Annotated in this window: 13 protein-coding genes; 7 read left to right on the forward strand and 6 right to left on the reverse strand. The window is 72.3% G+C overall.

Annotation, left to right across the window (positions count from 1 at the left end):
* The first annotated feature begins 68 nt into the window (after nucleotides 1–68).
* From egtA to egtD, 4 genes are read left to right on the forward strand one after another with little or no spacing between them, the layout of a single operon-like run.
* Nucleotides 69–1,409, forward strand: a complete 1,341-nt coding sequence (egtA, locus tag ACH4D5_RS04850) for an ergothioneine biosynthesis glutamate--cysteine ligase EgtA (protein WP_398298648.1) — start codon at nucleotides 69–71, stop codon at nucleotides 1,407–1,409.
* Nucleotides 1,406–2,749 carry an ergothioneine biosynthesis protein EgtB gene (egtB, locus tag ACH4D5_RS04855; protein WP_398298649.1) on the forward strand — a complete coding sequence of 448 codons (1,344 nt, stop codon included), beginning with the start codon at nucleotides 1,406–1,408 and terminating at the stop codon, nucleotides 2,747–2,749. Before egtA ends, egtB begins: the two co-directional genes overlap by 4 nt.
* Entirely contained in the window at nucleotides 2,749–3,504 is a 756-nt protein-coding gene (gene egtC, locus ACH4D5_RS04860; protein ID WP_398298651.1) for an ergothioneine biosynthesis protein EgtC, read from the forward strand. Before egtB ends, egtC begins: the two co-directional genes overlap by 1 nt.
* A complete protein-coding gene (egtD, locus tag ACH4D5_RS04865) occupies nucleotides 3,501–4,463 on the forward strand; it encodes an L-histidine N(alpha)-methyltransferase (protein WP_398298653.1) in 963 nt (320 codons plus the stop codon). The genes egtC and egtD overlap by 4 nt, the downstream gene beginning before the upstream one ends.
* Nucleotides 4,464–4,517: 54 nt before the next feature.
* On the opposite strand, the gene ACH4D5_RS04870 is transcribed toward egtD, so the two are convergent.
* Nucleotides 4,518–5,798 (reverse strand): extracellular solute-binding protein, encoded by a 1,281-nt coding sequence (locus tag ACH4D5_RS04870; RefSeq protein ID WP_398298655.1) that lies wholly within the window; start codon nucleotides 5,796–5,798, stop codon nucleotides 4,518–4,520.
* Nucleotides 5,799–6,043: 245 nt separating this feature from the next.
* Here ACH4D5_RS04870 and ACH4D5_RS04875 point away from each other — a divergent pair, with 245 nt between their 5' ends.
* On the forward strand, nucleotides 6,044–6,256 hold the full coding sequence (locus ACH4D5_RS04875) for a dodecin (protein WP_398298657.1): 213 nt from the start codon (nucleotides 6,044–6,046) through the stop codon (nucleotides 6,254–6,256).
* A 246-nt stretch (nucleotides 6,257–6,502) separates the two neighbouring features.
* Here ACH4D5_RS04875 and ACH4D5_RS04880 read toward each other — a convergent pair whose 3' ends face one another.
* Nucleotides 6,503–6,991, reverse strand: coding sequence for an HAD family acid phosphatase (locus ACH4D5_RS04880; protein WP_398298659.1), 489 nt, complete (start codon nucleotides 6,989–6,991; stop codon nucleotides 6,503–6,505).
* Nucleotides 6,992–7,132: 141 nt separating this feature from the next.
* Between ACH4D5_RS04880 and ACH4D5_RS04885 the strand changes: the two genes are divergently transcribed.
* Nucleotides 7,133–7,672, forward strand: a complete 540-nt coding sequence (locus tag ACH4D5_RS04885; protein WP_398299942.1) for a hypothetical protein — start codon at nucleotides 7,133–7,135, stop codon at nucleotides 7,670–7,672.
* On the opposite strand, the gene ACH4D5_RS04890 is transcribed toward ACH4D5_RS04885, so the two are convergent.
* Genes ACH4D5_RS04890 through ACH4D5_RS04900 form a run of 3 tightly spaced genes read right to left on the reverse strand, consistent with a single transcriptional unit; the run spans nucleotide 7,554 to nucleotide 12,291 of the window.
* Nucleotides 7,554–8,900: an MFS transporter gene (locus tag ACH4D5_RS04890; RefSeq protein WP_398298661.1), complete on the reverse strand. Its 1,347-nt coding sequence runs from the start codon at nucleotides 8,898–8,900 to the stop codon at nucleotides 7,554–7,556. The two genes, ACH4D5_RS04885 and ACH4D5_RS04890, sit on opposite strands and share 119 nt — an antisense overlap.
* Nucleotides 8,897–10,906 carry a PEP/pyruvate-binding domain-containing protein gene (locus ACH4D5_RS04895; RefSeq protein WP_398298663.1) on the reverse strand — a complete coding sequence of 670 codons (2,010 nt, stop codon included), beginning with the start codon at nucleotides 10,904–10,906 and terminating at the stop codon, nucleotides 8,897–8,899. Before ACH4D5_RS04895 ends, ACH4D5_RS04890 begins: the two co-directional genes overlap by 4 nt.
* Entirely contained in the window at nucleotides 10,903–12,291 is a 1,389-nt protein-coding gene (locus ACH4D5_RS04900) for an acetyl-CoA carboxylase biotin carboxylase subunit family protein (protein ID WP_398298665.1), read from the reverse strand. Before ACH4D5_RS04900 ends, ACH4D5_RS04895 begins: the two co-directional genes overlap by 4 nt.
* Before the next feature lie 227 nt (nucleotides 12,292–12,518).
* On the opposite strand from ACH4D5_RS04900, the gene ACH4D5_RS04905 reads away from it, so the two are divergent.
* Nucleotides 12,519–13,550, forward strand: coding sequence for a PAS domain-containing protein (locus ACH4D5_RS04905; RefSeq protein WP_398298667.1), 1,032 nt, complete (start codon nucleotides 12,519–12,521; stop codon nucleotides 13,548–13,550).
* A gap of 12 nt (nucleotides 13,551–13,562) precedes the next feature.
* On the opposite strand, the gene ACH4D5_RS04910 is transcribed toward ACH4D5_RS04905, so the two are convergent.
* The gene (locus ACH4D5_RS04910; RefSeq protein WP_398298670.1) at nucleotides 13,563–14,078 is read right to left on the reverse strand and encodes a lytic polysaccharide monooxygenase auxiliary activity family 9 protein; all 516 of its coding nucleotides are present in this window, start codon (nucleotides 14,076–14,078) and stop codon (nucleotides 13,563–13,565) included.
* Nucleotides 14,079–14,232: the final 154 nt, after the last annotated feature.

Below are 14,232 nucleotides of genomic sequence, written 5' to 3' on the forward strand. Positions count from 1 at the left end.
GCACTCTTGTGCGGACGCCCGCAAAGGTTTTGGGTGTGACGAGCAGCATCGGAAGGAAGGATCCCGGCATGCCTGAGGGAGACTGTACGGAACACCGCACCGCGCGCCGCACGAAGGCGCGCGACACGGTGTCGGAAGCCGAAGTGGAGGCGCTGGTCCGCGGCATCTGCTTCAAGACGGGACCACCTCGCACCACCGGTGTCGAGCTGGAGTGGCTCGTCCACGCGCCAGGTGCGCCCCACCTGCCCGTGCCCGCCGCCCGCCGTGAAGCGGCCTACGCCGCACTGCGGGCCCTGCCCCTGCACTCGTCCGTCACCGTCGAACCCGGCGGTCAGCTGGAGCTCAGCTCGCTGCCCGCCGCCTCGCTGACGGAGTGCATCTCGGCCATGCGGGCCGATCTCGCCGTCGTACGCGACGTATTACGTTCCCACCACCTCACCCTCAGCGGGGTCGGCGCCGATCCGTGGCGGCCGCCGTCGCGGGTGCTGCGCGAGCCCCGCTATGACGCGCTGGAGTCCTGCCTCGACCGCGGGGGCCCGGCCGGCCGCCGCATGATGTGCTCGACGGCGTCGGTGCAGATCTGTCTCGACGCCGGCCACGAGGAGCCAGGCCCGCTCGGTTACGCGCGGCGCTGGCGTCTCGCGCATCTGCTGGGGCCCGTCCTGGTCGCCGCGTTCGCCAACTCGCCGCTGCAGGACGGCCGGCCCACCGGCTGGCGTTCGACCCGGCAGGCCGTGTGGGCGGGCATCGAGCCCGGCAGATCCGGCGCACCGCCGCTCGACGTGGAGCCGCGGGAGGCCTGGACCCGGCACGCCCTGGACGCGCCGGTCATGTGCGTGCGGAGAGAGCCCGGCGAGGGGCCCTGGACCGTCCCGGAGGGGATGAGTTTCCGTGCGTGGGCCCGTCGCGGCGCGCCGCGCAGACCCACCCGCGAGGATCTCGCCTACCACCTGACCACGCTGTTCCCGCCGGTCCGCCCGCGCGGTCACCTGGAGCTGCGGATGGTCGACGCGCAGCCCGGCGAGGACGGCTGGATCGTGCCGCTCGCCGTGACGAGCGCGCTGTTCGACGACCCGGAGGCGGCCGAGACCGCCTACCGCGCCGTGAAGCCGCTGGCCGAGCGGTCCGGGCCGCCGGGCTCGCCCGCCGCGCCGCACAGCCCGCTCTGGCTGGACGCGGCGCGCCACGGCCCGGCCGACCCCGAACTGCGCGAGGCCGCCGTCGTCTGCTTCGCCGCCGCCGTCGACGCGCTGCCCCGGCTCGGCGCGCCCGCTTCCGTGCGGGACGCCGTGGCGACGTATGCCGCGCAGTACGTCGCGCGGGGCCGCTGCCCGGCCGACGACCTGCTGGACGGCCTGCGTGACGGCCGTCGCCCCCTTGACACACCTGGGAAGGACTCCCGCCGATGACAGGCCCCACCGCCGACCCGGAAGCCCTGCGGGAGCGCGCCCTGGCCGCGCTCCTGGCCGCCCGGGACCGTACGACCCTCCTCACCAGCTGTGTGGAGGACGCCGAACTCACCGCGCAGCACTCCCCGTTGATGTCGCCGCTGGTCTGGGACCTCGCGCACATAGGCAACCAGGAGGAGCAGTGGCTGCTGCGCGCGGTCGCCGGCCGTGACGCCATGCGGCCCGAGATCGACCCGCTGTACGACGCCTTCGAGCATCCCCGCGCCGAGCGCCCGAGCCTGCCGCTGCTTGCGCCCGCCGAGGCCCGCGGCTACGCGGCCGAGGTGCGCGGCCGCGCGCTCGACGTGCTGGAGAGGACGCCGTTCCGCGGCACGCCGCTCACCGACGCGGGCTTCGCCTTCGGCATGATCGCGCAGCACGAGCAGCAGCACGACGAGACGATGCTGATCACGCATCAGCTGCGGTCGGGCCCGACCGCTCTCACCGCGCCGGAACCTCCCGTCGGAGAGCCCTTCGCCGGGCCCTCCGAAGTCCTCGTGCCCGGCGGCCCGTTCACCATGGGCACCTCCACCGAGCCCTGGGCGCTCGACAACGAACGTCCGGCGCACCGGCGCCTCGTCCCGCCGTTCTTCATCGACACGACTCCGGTGACGAACGCCGCGTACCAGCGTTTCATCGAGGACGGCGGCTACGAACGGATCCAGTGGTGGGATCCGGCCGGCTGGGCGATGGTCCGGCGGCACGAGCTCCGGGCGCCGCTGTTCTGGCGGCGCGAGGGCGGCCAGTGGCTGCGGCGGCACTTCGGCACGGTCGAGCCGGTGCCCGCCGACGAGCCGGTGCTGCACGTCAGCTGGTACGAGGCGGACGCCTACGCCCGCTGGGCCGGCCGGCGCCTGCCCAGCGAGGTGGAGTGGGAGAAGGCGGCCCGGCACGACCCGGTGACCGACCGGTCGATGCGCTACCCGTGGGGTGACGCGGACCCCACGCCCGAGCGCGCCAACCTGGGGCAGCGCCACCTGCGCCCCGCCCCCGCCGGAAGCTACCCAGCGGGCGAATCGGCTTACGGCGTGCGGCAGTTGATGGGCGACGTCTGGGAGTGGACGGCCGGCGACTTCCTGCCGTACCCGGGCTTCTCCGCCTTCCCCTACCGCGAGTACTCCGACGTCTTCTTCGGCGGCGACTACAAGGTGCTGCGCGGTGGCGCCTTCTCCGTCGACGCGGTGGCCTGCCGCGGCACGTTCCGCAACTGGGACCACCCGGTGCGGCGGCAGATATTCGCCGGGTTCCGCACGGCACGGGACGCCGGGCCCGCCGACGCGCCGGAACCGGAGACCGCCTGATGTGCCGTCATCTCGCCTATCTCGGCCCGCCGGAGCCGCTGGGCGGCGTCCTCGTGACGCCCGCCCACAGCCTGTTCCGGCAGTCGTGGGCGCCCCGCAGACAGCGCTACGGCACCGTCAACGCCGACGGTTTCGGCGTGGGCTGGTACGCCGAAGGGGACCCGGTCCCCGGGCGGTACCGCCGCTCCGGGCCCATCTGGGGCGACGCGTCCTTCGCCGACCTGGCCCGGGTCGTGCGCTCAGGGGCGCTGCTCGGCGCGGTGCGCGACGCGACCCTGGCGGGCGCGGACGGGGAGGCCGCGGCGGCGCCGTTCGCCTCCGGGCCGTGGCTGTTCAGCCACAACGGCGCGGTCACCGGCTGGCCCCGCTCGCTCGCCCCGCTCACCGGGACCCTGCCGCCCGACGAGCTGCTCTCGATGGAGGCGCGCTGCGACTCCGCGCTGGTGTGGGCGCTCGTCCTGCACCGGCTGCGCCGCGGCGACGAGGAGGGGCAGGCCCTCGCCGACACCGTCCTGGAGGTCGCGGAGGCGGCCCCCGCCTCACGCCTCAACCTCCTGCTCACCAACGGCGAGACGATCACCGCGACCGCCTGGGGCGACACCCTCTGGTATCTCGCGGAGCCCGGCCGCCGCACCGTCGTGGCCTCCGAGCCCTACGACGACGACCCGCACTGGCGCGAGGTGCCCGACCGCACCCTGCTCGCCGCCAGCCGCACCGACGTACTGCTGACCCCGCTCAAGGAGCCCCCTGCGTGAGCCCGTTCCTGCTGACCCGCACCCTGCCCGAGGACGCCACCGACGCCGCGCTGCGCGCCGACGTCCTGCACGGCCTCACCCGCACCCCGAAGACCCTGCCGCCCAAGTGGTTCTACGACGCGCGCGGCAGCGCCCTCTTCGAGGAGATCACCACCCTGCCCGAGTACTACCCCACCCGCGCCGAGCGCGAGATCCTGGTCACCCGCTCGGAGCTGATCGCCGAGATCACGAAGGCACGCACGCTGATCGAGCTGGGTTCGGGATCCTCGGAGAAGACCCGCCACCTGATCGACTCCCTGCCCGACCTGCACACCTACGTCCCCGTGGACGTGAGCGAGAGCGCGCTGACCGGCGCCGCGAACACCCTGCTCGCGCAGCGGCCCCGGCTCGAAGTGCACGCCCTGATCGCCGACTTCACCCGCGGCCTCGCGCTGCCGGGCACGCCGGGTCCGCGCCTGGTCGCGTTCCTCGGCGGCACGATCGGCAACCTGCTGCCCGCCGAACGCACCACGTTCCTGGCCTCGGTACGCGACCTCCTCGCCCCCGGCGACGCGCTGCTCCTCGGCACGGACCTCGTCAAGGACGAGTCGGTGCTCGTCTCGGCGTACGACGACGCGACGGGCGTGACGGGTGCGTTCAACAAGAACGTCCTGGCGGTGATCAACCGCGAACTGGCCGGGGACTTCGACCCGGACGCCTTCGAGCACGTCGCCGTCTGGGACCGCGAGCGCGAGTGGATCGAGATGCGGCTGCGCTCCACGGCCGACCAGACCGTGAAGATCCACGCGCTCGACCTGGCGGTCGACTTCGCCGCGGGCGAGGAGCTCCGCACGGAGATCTCGGCCAAGTTCCGCGAGGACGGCGTGCGCGCCGAACTGGCCGGATCCGGCCTGGAGATGACGCACTGGTGGACGGACGAGAGGGCGCGCTTCGCGCTTTCGCTGAGCACGGTGGCGTAGAGCCGTGCCGACGGGTGCCCGGCCCCGCCCCCCTGCGGCGGGGCCGGGCACCCGTCACAGGCCGCCGACGTCCAGCGCCTCCGTGATCCGGCGCGACGCCGCACGGGCCTCGGTCGCCGGGTCGCCGCCCGTCAGGACCTTCGTCATGTAGCCCTTGATGGGATTGTCCGCCTCGACGGCCGCCCAGCGCGGCGAGTTGGGCGTCGCCCGGCCGTTCGCGGCGCCGACGGCCATCGCAGCGACGCCCTCCTCACCGGTGACCGCGGGGGCCAGCTTCGCCTTGTTCGGGACGTAGTTCATGGTCCGCGCGAGATCGGTCTGCCACTTCTTGCCCGCCAGCGCCTCGATGACCTCGACCGCGCCCTTGTGGTCGTCGCTGTGCTCGGGCACGACGAGGTCGGAGCCGCCGGTGAAGACCGCGCCGGGCTTGCCGGCCTTCTTGCCGGGGATCGGGAAGTAGCCGAGTTTCCCCTTCAGTTCGGGGTTCTTCTCCTCGATGGCGCGGGCCGCGCCGGGCACCGCGATGATCTGGGCGACGTCGCCGCCCGCGAACACGCCGGCCTGCGACGGATGCTCCTCGTCGGCGTCGCGCGGGCCGTCGCCGAGCGCCTGCAGCCGCTGGTAGAACTCCATGCCGCGCAGCGCCGCGGGCGTGTGCAGGGCGCCGCGCCAGTCGCCGGACGACTCCTTGGTCTCCTTGGCGAGGTCGCCGCCCTCGTCCCAGATGAACCCGGCAAGGGTGTACCAGTCCTGGCCGGCGAGGTAGATCCCCTGCTTGCCACCGGTGTTGAGCTTCTCGGTGACCGTGATCCACTCCTCGCGGGTACGGGGCGGCTCGGTGATGCCCGCCTGCGCGAAGAGGTCCTTGTTGTAGATGACGACGCGGTTCGCGGCGTACCAGGGGATGCCGTACTGGGCACCGCGGTAGCGGCCCGGCTCGGCGAGGCCGGGGAGCCAGTCGTCCATGCCGAGGTCGCGTGCGGACTCCAGGGTGAGGTCGTACAGGCCGCCCTCGTCGACGTACTGCGCCACCTGGGTGTTGCCGACCTCGATGACCTCGGGTCCGTCGCCGCCCTCCTCCTTCAGCGCCTTCTTCACCTTGGCGCCGATGCCCGTCCATTCCTGGACGCGGATGTCCAGGTCGATGCCGTCGTGCTCCTTCTCGAAGTCCGCCGTGAAGCGCTCCACGAACTCGGGCGACGCGCTGCCCCGCATCAGCCAGACCGTGACGGTCCTGCTGTCGTCCCCGCCGGGGAGCACGCCGCAGCCGGCAAGCAGGACGGTGGAGGAGAGGGTGAGCGCCAGGGACGCGGTGGCGCGGCGGTGCGGTTTCACGTGGGTCGCTTTCTGCCTGCGGACAGGGAAGGTCAGCCCGACGCGGGGGGTGAGCACGTGGCTCGAACGGGTTACTGGCTTGGAGTTTGGTCCGTACCAATGCGCTGGTCAAGGGGCAGCGGTCATCTTGCGTGCCATCTCGCGCTCCTGGGCGGGTTGGGGCACGGTGGAGTGACGGTACTGCACGGAGTCGTACGACATCGGTCGTACGACCTCACTCCCGACGGCCCGGAGGAATCACCCTCATGTCGAACCACACCTACCGTGTCACCGAGATCGTCGGTACGTCCCACGAGGGCGTCGACCAGGCGATCCGCAACGGGGTCGCGCGCGCCGCGCAGACGCTCCGGTCGCTGGACTGGTTCGAGGTCACGCAGGTGCGGGGCCACATTGAGGACGGGGAGATCAAGCACTATCAGGTGGGGCTCAAGGTGGGGTTCCGTCTGGAGGATGAGTAGCGCTTCGCGGGGCGGGGTGCGACGGAGCGTCGTCGGCTGCGGGTGTTTTGTGGTTGCTCGCGCCGTTCCCCGCGCCCCTGATAGGGGCTCTTTCGGCGCGTCGTCGGCTGCGGGTGCGTTCGTGGATTTCGCGCCGTTCCCCGCGCCCCTTAACGGGGCGTTCTGGTGTGTCGTCTGCTGCAGGCGCGTTCGTGGATTTCGCGCCGTTCCCCGCGCCCCTGGGCGGGGCGCCCCCCAGCGGAGTGGTCAGGTGCGGCCCTCTCGTTCTTGGGCGTCCTTCAGGGGGGCTGATGGTGTTGCCCAGTCGGCTCTGTGGACGGGGAAGCCTGCTCGTTTTGCCTCTTCGCAGACCAGTTCGTCGTCGTCGACCAGGATGCGGATCTCACGCTTGCGGGCGATGCCGCGGAGGATCTCCAGCTTGGTGCGGCGTGCGGGGCGGCGGTCGTCGTTGCGGCGCATCCAGATGCGCCCGGCCGGCAGGCCGTGGCGGGCCAGCCACTCCTCCGTGTCCGCGCGGCAGCGCTCGGGGCGTCCGGTGAGGTAGACGACCTCGCACTCCTCCGCGCTCGCCAGGGCCAGTTCGACGCCGCGGGCCAGCGCCGGATCCTGCGGTGCCGCCGCGAAGAACGCGTCCCAGTCGCGGGGCTTGCGCTCCAGGTACCGCTGGCGGTGCGCGGTGTCCGCGAGGGTGCCGTCCAGGTCGAACACGGCCAGGGGTCTGTTGTCTTCGGTCACGTGGACAGCCTAGAACGGGGGTAGAGCACAGTGGAGCAGTGTGCTTGGGTGGGCGTGAGGGAAGCTGGGGGGGACAAGGCTGTGGCCGTATGGAAGCGAACTGCCTTCAGGGGGCTCGTGCGAGGGAGCCTCGCGTTGAGCGTGGCGCTGGCGCCTGCCGTGCTCTGCGGTCCGGCGCGCGCGGCGGCGCCCGCCTGCCCCATCGTGTACTTCGACCTGGGCGAGACCCTCGTGCACACCGCCGAGGACGGCGGCATCGGCTACCGGCCCGGGGCGGACTCCTACCTGCGTGAACTGCGCGAACGGCACATCCGGGTCGGTCTGATCACCAATGTGCCGTCCGCTTGGGGCGCGACCGACGCCGAGCGTGCCGCCCGGCTGAAGCGGGAGGTCGACGCCACGTGGCACGGGTCCACGCCCTTCGCGTGGCAGGACTTCGGCGACCGCATCCTCACCCCGCGCACCGAGGCGGAGCGCAAACCGGCCCCCGCCCTGTGGCAGCGGGCGAAGGCCGGTTCGGACGGGTGCCGGGTCGTCCATCAGGCGGAGACCGCCGAGGAGGTCAGAGCCGCTTCCGCGGTCGGCTTCGTGCCGTATCAGGTGGGCCGGCCGCACCGGCCCGCGTTTCTTCCGGTTCGGCTGGTGGAACTGCTCGGGGACCGGCACCACTCCCCTGCTTGACCATCCCGCTGCGCAGGAGCAGTTGGAAGACGCCGAGCAGCACCGCCGTCGCGAGCGCGCTGTGCCACAGCAGTGCGTCCAGACGCCCGGCAGCGAGATAGGCGCCCACGGCGATCGCGGCCAGTGCGCACACCGCGCGGTCCACGATGCTCTCGACGGAGAGCAGGGTGGCACGCGGGGCGTGCGCGGGCACCGCGTCGTTCACCAGTTTGCGCTGGATGGGGTACGCGAAGCCGGTCGCGGCGGCGAACAGGCAGAGCAGCGCGACGACGGCCCACGGCCCGCCGAGCGTCATGGCCGCCAGACTGCCCGCGAGGGCGAGGCTGAGGATCGAGACCCAGGCGACCGGCGGCAGGCGGCGGCTCAGCCACTGCGGGCGGGCCGAGGCCACTGCCTCCGCCACCGTCATCGCCGCCATCACACCGCCGTGCGAGGCCTCCGCGATGCCGTGGTCGAGGAGGATCGGCTGGAAGAGGTTGACCTGGCAGATGCGGGAGAGCGTGAAGACAGCAACTCCCTGCACCATGACCAGTGCCAGCCACCGTGAGGCTGCGACGCAGCGGAGCGCGGTGCCCGCGTCCCGCAGGAACGCGCCTCCCCCGCCCACCCTCTTCCCCGCGCCGCCGCCCGCCCCCGCGAGGCGCGGCAGCGCGACCGCGCAGGCGAGGGAGCCCGCCGCGCTCGCGGCGCTGAGCACGTACGGGGTCGGGTGCGCCACGGCCATCAGGGGGCCGACCAGCGGCCAGCACACGACCTTCGCCACCAGCCCCAGTGCCCGTGCGGTCCCCTCCGCCCTCAGGTAGTGCTCGCCGCACTTCTCGGCGCGCAGCCCGTCGTACAGGTAGGCGCTGGCCGCCCCCGAGGTGAGGGAGCGGCCCGCAGCGATGGCCAGGAAGTGGACGAGGAAGCCGGTGTAGGAGGCGCTGAACACCGGAGCCAGGTTCGCCGCCGTCATGACCACCGCGCCGGCCCGCAGGCAGTTGCGGGTGCCGATCCGGTCGGCGATCAGGCCGGTCGGGATCTCGAACAGGCAGAAGGCCACGTAGTAGATGCTCTGGATGCCGAAGATCTGCCCGTCGGAGAGCCCGGCCTCCTTCTGGTAGGCGTAGAAGACGGGCATCCACCACAGCAGGTTGAACAGCAGCTGGAAGCCGTAGTTGAGCCGGATGATGCGTTGGGCGGTCGGCGTGAGGTCGGTTGGCGCCGCCTTGCCGGAGGGCGCCTTCACAGTGCGTACGGGCGGATCTGGACCAGCCGGAAGTCGCCCCGGTCGGTCATCAGCCACTCGATGTCCAGTGGCCGGTCCACGTCGTCCGCGCTGAAGTGAGACTGGAGGAGCCGCCCGGTCAGGGACAGGTCGGCGAGCCGGGCGCGGGTGGCGGCGGAGAGCGCGTCGCCCCAGGAGCCCAGGGCGACGGTGCGGCCGCCGCCCTCCACGGTGTTGTACAGGTACTGCTGCGGCAGGACCGAGCCCTCGACCACCTGTTCCGGGGAGCCGGGGGAACAGTTGAGGTAGACGTTGCGGAAGTCCTCGCGGCGGGTGGGGTTGCAGGTCACCAGGACGCCGCCCAGGGAGGCGGGCACGTACTCCTGGATGATGACGCCCATATAGGTGTCGTCCAGGGAGATGCCGACCTGGTGGCGGAGGCGCACGCTGCGGGGTGAGAGCAGCGAGGCCCACACCTGGCGTACGGCCTCCAGGAGTTCGCCGGTGCCGTGGACGGTGGTGACGGAGTCGTAGACGCCCGCGGCGGAGAAGCCCGGCAGGTCCTCGGCGTTGGACGAGGAGCGCACCACCAGGCGGCCGCGCGACCCGGCGGGGGCGGGAAATGCCTGGCTGATCTGCCGGGTGACCGACTCGGGGACGGGGGTCTGCCGGATCAGGTGCTGGAGTTGCAGGCAGAGCGAGTCCAGGACGTCGGTCGCGTCGAGTTCGAGTGCCATCTTCAGCTTGCCGATGCCCTGTTGGAGTGCGGGCGAGGAGGCGAGGAAGTGCTGCTGGAGCGCGAAGGGCAGCGCGACGCCGTCCGGGGCGCCGACCGTCCGGGACACGAACTCGGCCGCACGCGCGCGGAGTTCGCCTTCGGCGGGTGCGGTCAGGCCGAGGCGGGCCGCCAAGTGTCCGTAGAGGTGCTCTCGCGGCGGGCGGGGCCGTCCGTAGAAGGCGGTCAGGTCGGCCGTACGGCTGTCGAGCACGTGGTGCAGCTCGCCGAGGTTGGCCGCCTTGGTGCCGTAGCGGTCGCGGTCGGCGGCGCGCAGCCGGTGCAGGGACAGGACGGGGGTGTCGTCGAGCAGGGGCGGTTCGAGGCGGATGCGCTGCTGGTGCCAGGCCGGGGCCCGCAGGGCGGGGTCGTGGTCGAGCCGCTCCAGGGATATCTCGTCGTCGCGGACCCGGTAGCGGACCCACGCGCCGTCCAGGCCGTCCTTCTCGACGAGCTGTTCGAGGTCGCGCACGATCGCGTTGGGGATGCCCCAGCCGGAGGCGAGGACGTTGGTGTGGGAGAGCGGGGTGATCGGCGCGGTGTTGAGGAATCCGGCCACCCGGGGCACGTCGTCGGGCAGGCACGGCATGGCCACGATGTCCGCCCAGCCGAGCTCGAACTCCGCCGCCTCGTACTCCTCGGTCGTGCGGAAGAACCGCAGCCGGCCGGTGGCCTCGCCGGGGTTGAGCGGCGTCCGGGTCCGGGAGCCGAAGAGTTCGTGGCTGAGAACGCGCGGCACGCGCTGCTCGCTGATCGCCGCCAGCTCCTCCTCCTGCCCGTGGTTGGCGGGTTTGAGGAGCAGCGGCAGCCTGCCGTCGACCCGGGAGCGTACGAACTCGTAGAAGAAGACGAGCAGTTCGCCGTGCATGGTGTCGGCCTCGGTCGTCTCCAGGACGAGGAAGGTGCGTTCGCGGCCGTCGGCCTCCTCGTCGGCGTGCAGGGAGAGCACACCGAGCAGGAAGCGGCGCTCGGGGTCCATGTAGACGGAGGCGTTGAACGCGTCGAGGTCCGCGTCGAGGGCGGTGAGGTCCATGCCCAGGACGCGCGTGGCGACGTAGTCGACGTGGAAGGGGTGGGCCGCGGTGTCGAGCAGGTGCCAGGTGTTCTCGGCGCGGTCGACGACGACTTTGAGGTACGGGTGTCCCGCGAGGACCCCGGAGAGGGTGCGGAAGAGCGGCAGGGAGAGGTTCTCGCCGACGACCGTGCGGTCCGTGGCCGGTTCGGCGGCGCCGGTGAGCAGGTGGGCGGTCATACCGAGACCTCCTCGGGTTCCACGACAGAGGGCCGGGCGGCGGGCAGGACCTGGGGCAGGGCGTCCACCAGGGTCTCGAAGTCGCGGAGTACGGTCCGCGCGTCGGTGGCGGAGAGCAGGCACAGGGCCGCCATGGTGTTGGCGCCCGCGGCCGGGTCGTACACCGGCACGGCACTCCCGTCGGGGAGCGAGCTCTCCGCGACCACCGACAGGCGGCTGCCTCGGCTGAGGGAGACGTCCGCCGAGACGGCGGGGAAGTCCCAGGTCCTGCGGTCCGGCCAGGCGCGGCCACGCCCGTCGACCGCGAGGACGACGAGGGAGCCCGCCGCGCCGCGCGCCCGCGCGGGGGTGAGAGCCTCCTCGGGCCATTCCACCCGGTGTCCGAGGAGGTGATCGACGAGCATGCCGACCAGGTCGAGTCCGAAGACCTCCTCGATCTGCGGCACGGTCATCGCGCCGCCGAACCGCGCGGCCGTCTCGATCAGCCACATCCTGCCGTCGGCGCCTAGCTTGATCTCGGTGTGGGTTCCGCAGTCGCGCAGGCCGAGGGCGTCGACCGCGCGCCGGGCCAGCTCCACGATCCGGTCCTGGGCGTCCCGGCCCAGCGGGGCGGGGGTGATGCTCGCGCGTTCGGTGAACGGCTCGACCGTGGGCATCCGGCCGCTGAGGCAGACCGGGTGGAAGGTGCCGTCCGTGACGACGCCCTCGACGCTGACGTAGTCGCCCCAGCCCGGCTCGTCGAACCAGTCGGACGCGGTGCCGGTGACGATCTGCTCGACCACGAAGTCCGCGTCGGCCTCGGCCACATGCAGCTCCGCGTAGCCCAGTTGCGCCGATTCGGCCATGACGTCGCGGGAGCGGGCCCAGGCGGCCGACGCCTCGTGCGGGGAGCGGATGATCTGGTGGGCGGTGGACCCGGCGCTCCAGGCGGCCTTGAGCAGCAGCGGTCCCGGCAGGGAGCGAGCGGCCGCGTGCAGGTCCGCCTCGGTGGCGACGGGGCGGAACGCGGGTTGCGGCAGGCCGTGTTGGTGCCAGGTGTGCCGCATCAGCCGCTTGTCGCGGGCGAGCGCGGCGGCGCCGCCCGCCCCCGCGAGTCCGAGCGCCTCGCACGCCTCGGCGACGGCCACGACCGCGTACTCGGAGAAGGTGAGCACCGCGTCCGCGCCCACGGCTTCGGCCCGCCGGACGATCAGGGACACGAGATCGGGGTGGTGCGCGTCGTCGGGCGTCACGACCGAGGCGCACAGTCTGTGCGCGGAACCTGCCACGGCGGGAGGAAGAGCGCTGAGCGCCAGCAGGTGTACTTCCGCCTTCGCGGCCGTCCGGGAGAGGACGTGGCCGAGGGGCGGACCACCCTTGGCATGCACTAACAGCACCTTGCTCACGGAAGTTCGTCTCCATTCGTCTCGGTTGCCACGGATCGCCGTACTCCGTGCGTGATGAGGGACAAGGCCGTGGGAATCAGCCGGTCCACATCGCGGGGCGTGTTCACCCGCTCACTCAAGGGGACCAGGCCACAGACGCCCGTGACGCCTCGATGGGCGCCCACGACTCAGGCAAATGCCTGAGTGACCGCGCGTCGGAGAGTCAGAGACGACGGACGGAGACCGCTGTGGACGATTCCAGCCTCAAGGCACTTCCCCCGAGCGAGAGCCGGGCCCACAGCTTCGCGGACCTGGTGGATCTCGCCCCGGCCGCCGCCTTCATACGGGACGGCGATGGACGCTACCTGTGGGCCAACCACGCCTACGCTCACCTCTACGGCACGGTCCCGGAAGACGTCGTCGGCAAGTACATCGAGGATCTCGACGCGCCCGCCGAAGCCGGCCGGTTCCGCGCCCTCGATCAGGAGGTCCTCAGCAGGGGCGCGCCGGTGCGGCACACGCTCGGCTACCGGCGCAGGGACGGCAGCACGGGCCGGGCGGTGGGCCACCGCTTTCCCGTCCGGGAGAACGCGCGGACCTGCGTCGCCGGGATCTACGTGGACGTCACGGATCAGGCGCGCGTCACGGTCCGGTGGCAGGAGGCGGAGGAGAATCTGCAGGCTCTGCGCGACCACAGCGGGCTGCCCTGCGCGCTGCTCTCGGCGAACGGGCGCGTCGTCGAGGCGAGCGCGGCGGCCGCGGAGCTGTTCCGGCTCGACCCGCACGACCTGGTCGGCCGCCGCGCGCACACGCTGCTCGCCCCGGAGCCGGGGCTCGATCTGCTGCACCGCCGCTGGCAGGGCCTGCTGTCCCGCCGCACCAGACGGACGGAGACGTCCGTGGTGCTCGTGGACGCCCAGGGGCTCAGGCGCCGTGCGCGGCTCCATCTGACGACGATCGGCCACTCCGCCGTACGGGCCCGGTACGTCTGGGCCGTCGTGACCCACCAGAGCCTCGCGCACGAGGCCCACCCGTCGCTCACCGCCGCGCAGATCCGCATCCTCTCCCTGCTGGCGGAGGGCAGCAGCAACGGCGACATCGCCACGTCGCTGAAGCTGTCCCGGCAGACGGTCGACTATCACCTCAGCCGCCTGCGGCAGCTCTTGGGCGCGGCGACCCGGCCGGCTCTCGTCGCCCGCGCCTATGTCCTCGGCATCCTGGCCCCGTGCGCCTGGCCGCCGCGCTCCGCCACGGCGGCCCATCCGCTCAGCGCTGTCTGACGGGGCCGCCGGTCAGCGGATGTTGACGTCGATGCAGGCGTAGAAGGCGTTGGCGGTGTCGCCGATGTTCCACACCGCGAGGACCTTGTGCCTGCCGGTGAAGTTGCCGAGGTTGACCTGGTGGGAGACGGTCGCCGGTGGCTGCTGGTTGCCGCCGTCGATGGTGGCGACCTTGGTGCCGTCGACGAAGTACTCGTAGTTCGCGGTGCGGTGCCGGGCGGTGAACGTCCAGGTGAAGGTCTGCGTCCTGCTGACGTCGCTGACCTTCCAGCCCTTGCTGTCGTTGTCGAGCTCCGCGAACCGGGCGTTGCCGCCGCTGCAGCTGCGCAGGCCCTTGGGCCCCTCGACGCTCTGCGGTTCGTACTTGATGTCGCCGCAGGGCACCGTGCGCGCGGCGCACTGGGCCTGCCGGCTCGCGGGGGCGTTGACGTAGCCGTGCGCGCTGGCCGAACCGGTCGGCAGGGTGAGGGCGAGGACGGGAGCCATGCCTGCGCCGATCGCCGCGGCTATCTTCCGCTTCTTGTCCATGCGTACTCCTTCACGGGGCGCTGCTTCATGGGGGGTGCGGCGTGAAGTGCTCTCGTGGGGGTGAGCGAGTGGGTGGGGAATGGTGGGGGTGATGCGGGCGTTGCGGTCGAGCAGGGCCGGGGGTTCGCGGCTGCCGATTAGTCCAGACCATAGA

The sequence above is a fragment of the Streptomyces sp. NPDC018029 genome (genome assembly GCF_044327655.1).
Lineage (GTDB): Bacteria > Actinomycetota > Actinomycetes > Streptomycetales > Streptomycetaceae > Streptomyces.

Bases quoted from the DNA above. Each gene is read 5' to 3' on its own strand.
- egtA (WP_398298648.1), top strand. From the start codon at position 69: ATGCCTGAGGGAGACTGTACGGAACACCGCACCGCGCGCCGCACGAAG.
- egtB (WP_398298649.1), top strand. From the start codon at position 1,406: ATGACAGGCCCCACCGCCGACCCGGAAGCCCTGCGGGAGCGCGCCCTG.
- egtC (WP_398298651.1), top strand. From the start codon at position 2,749: ATGTGCCGTCATCTCGCCTATCTCGGCCCGCCGGAGCCGCTGGGCGGC.
- ACH4D5_RS04875 (WP_398298657.1), top strand. From the start codon at position 6,044: ATGTCGAACCACACCTACCGTGTCACCGAGATCGTCGGTACGTCCCAC.
- ACH4D5_RS04895 (WP_398298663.1), bottom strand. From the start codon at position 10,906: ATGACCGCCCACCTGCTCACCGGCGCCGCCGAACCGGCCACGGACCGC.
- ACH4D5_RS04910 (WP_398298670.1), bottom strand. From the start codon at position 14,078: ATGGACAAGAAGCGGAAGATAGCCGCGGCGATCGGCGCAGGCATGGCT.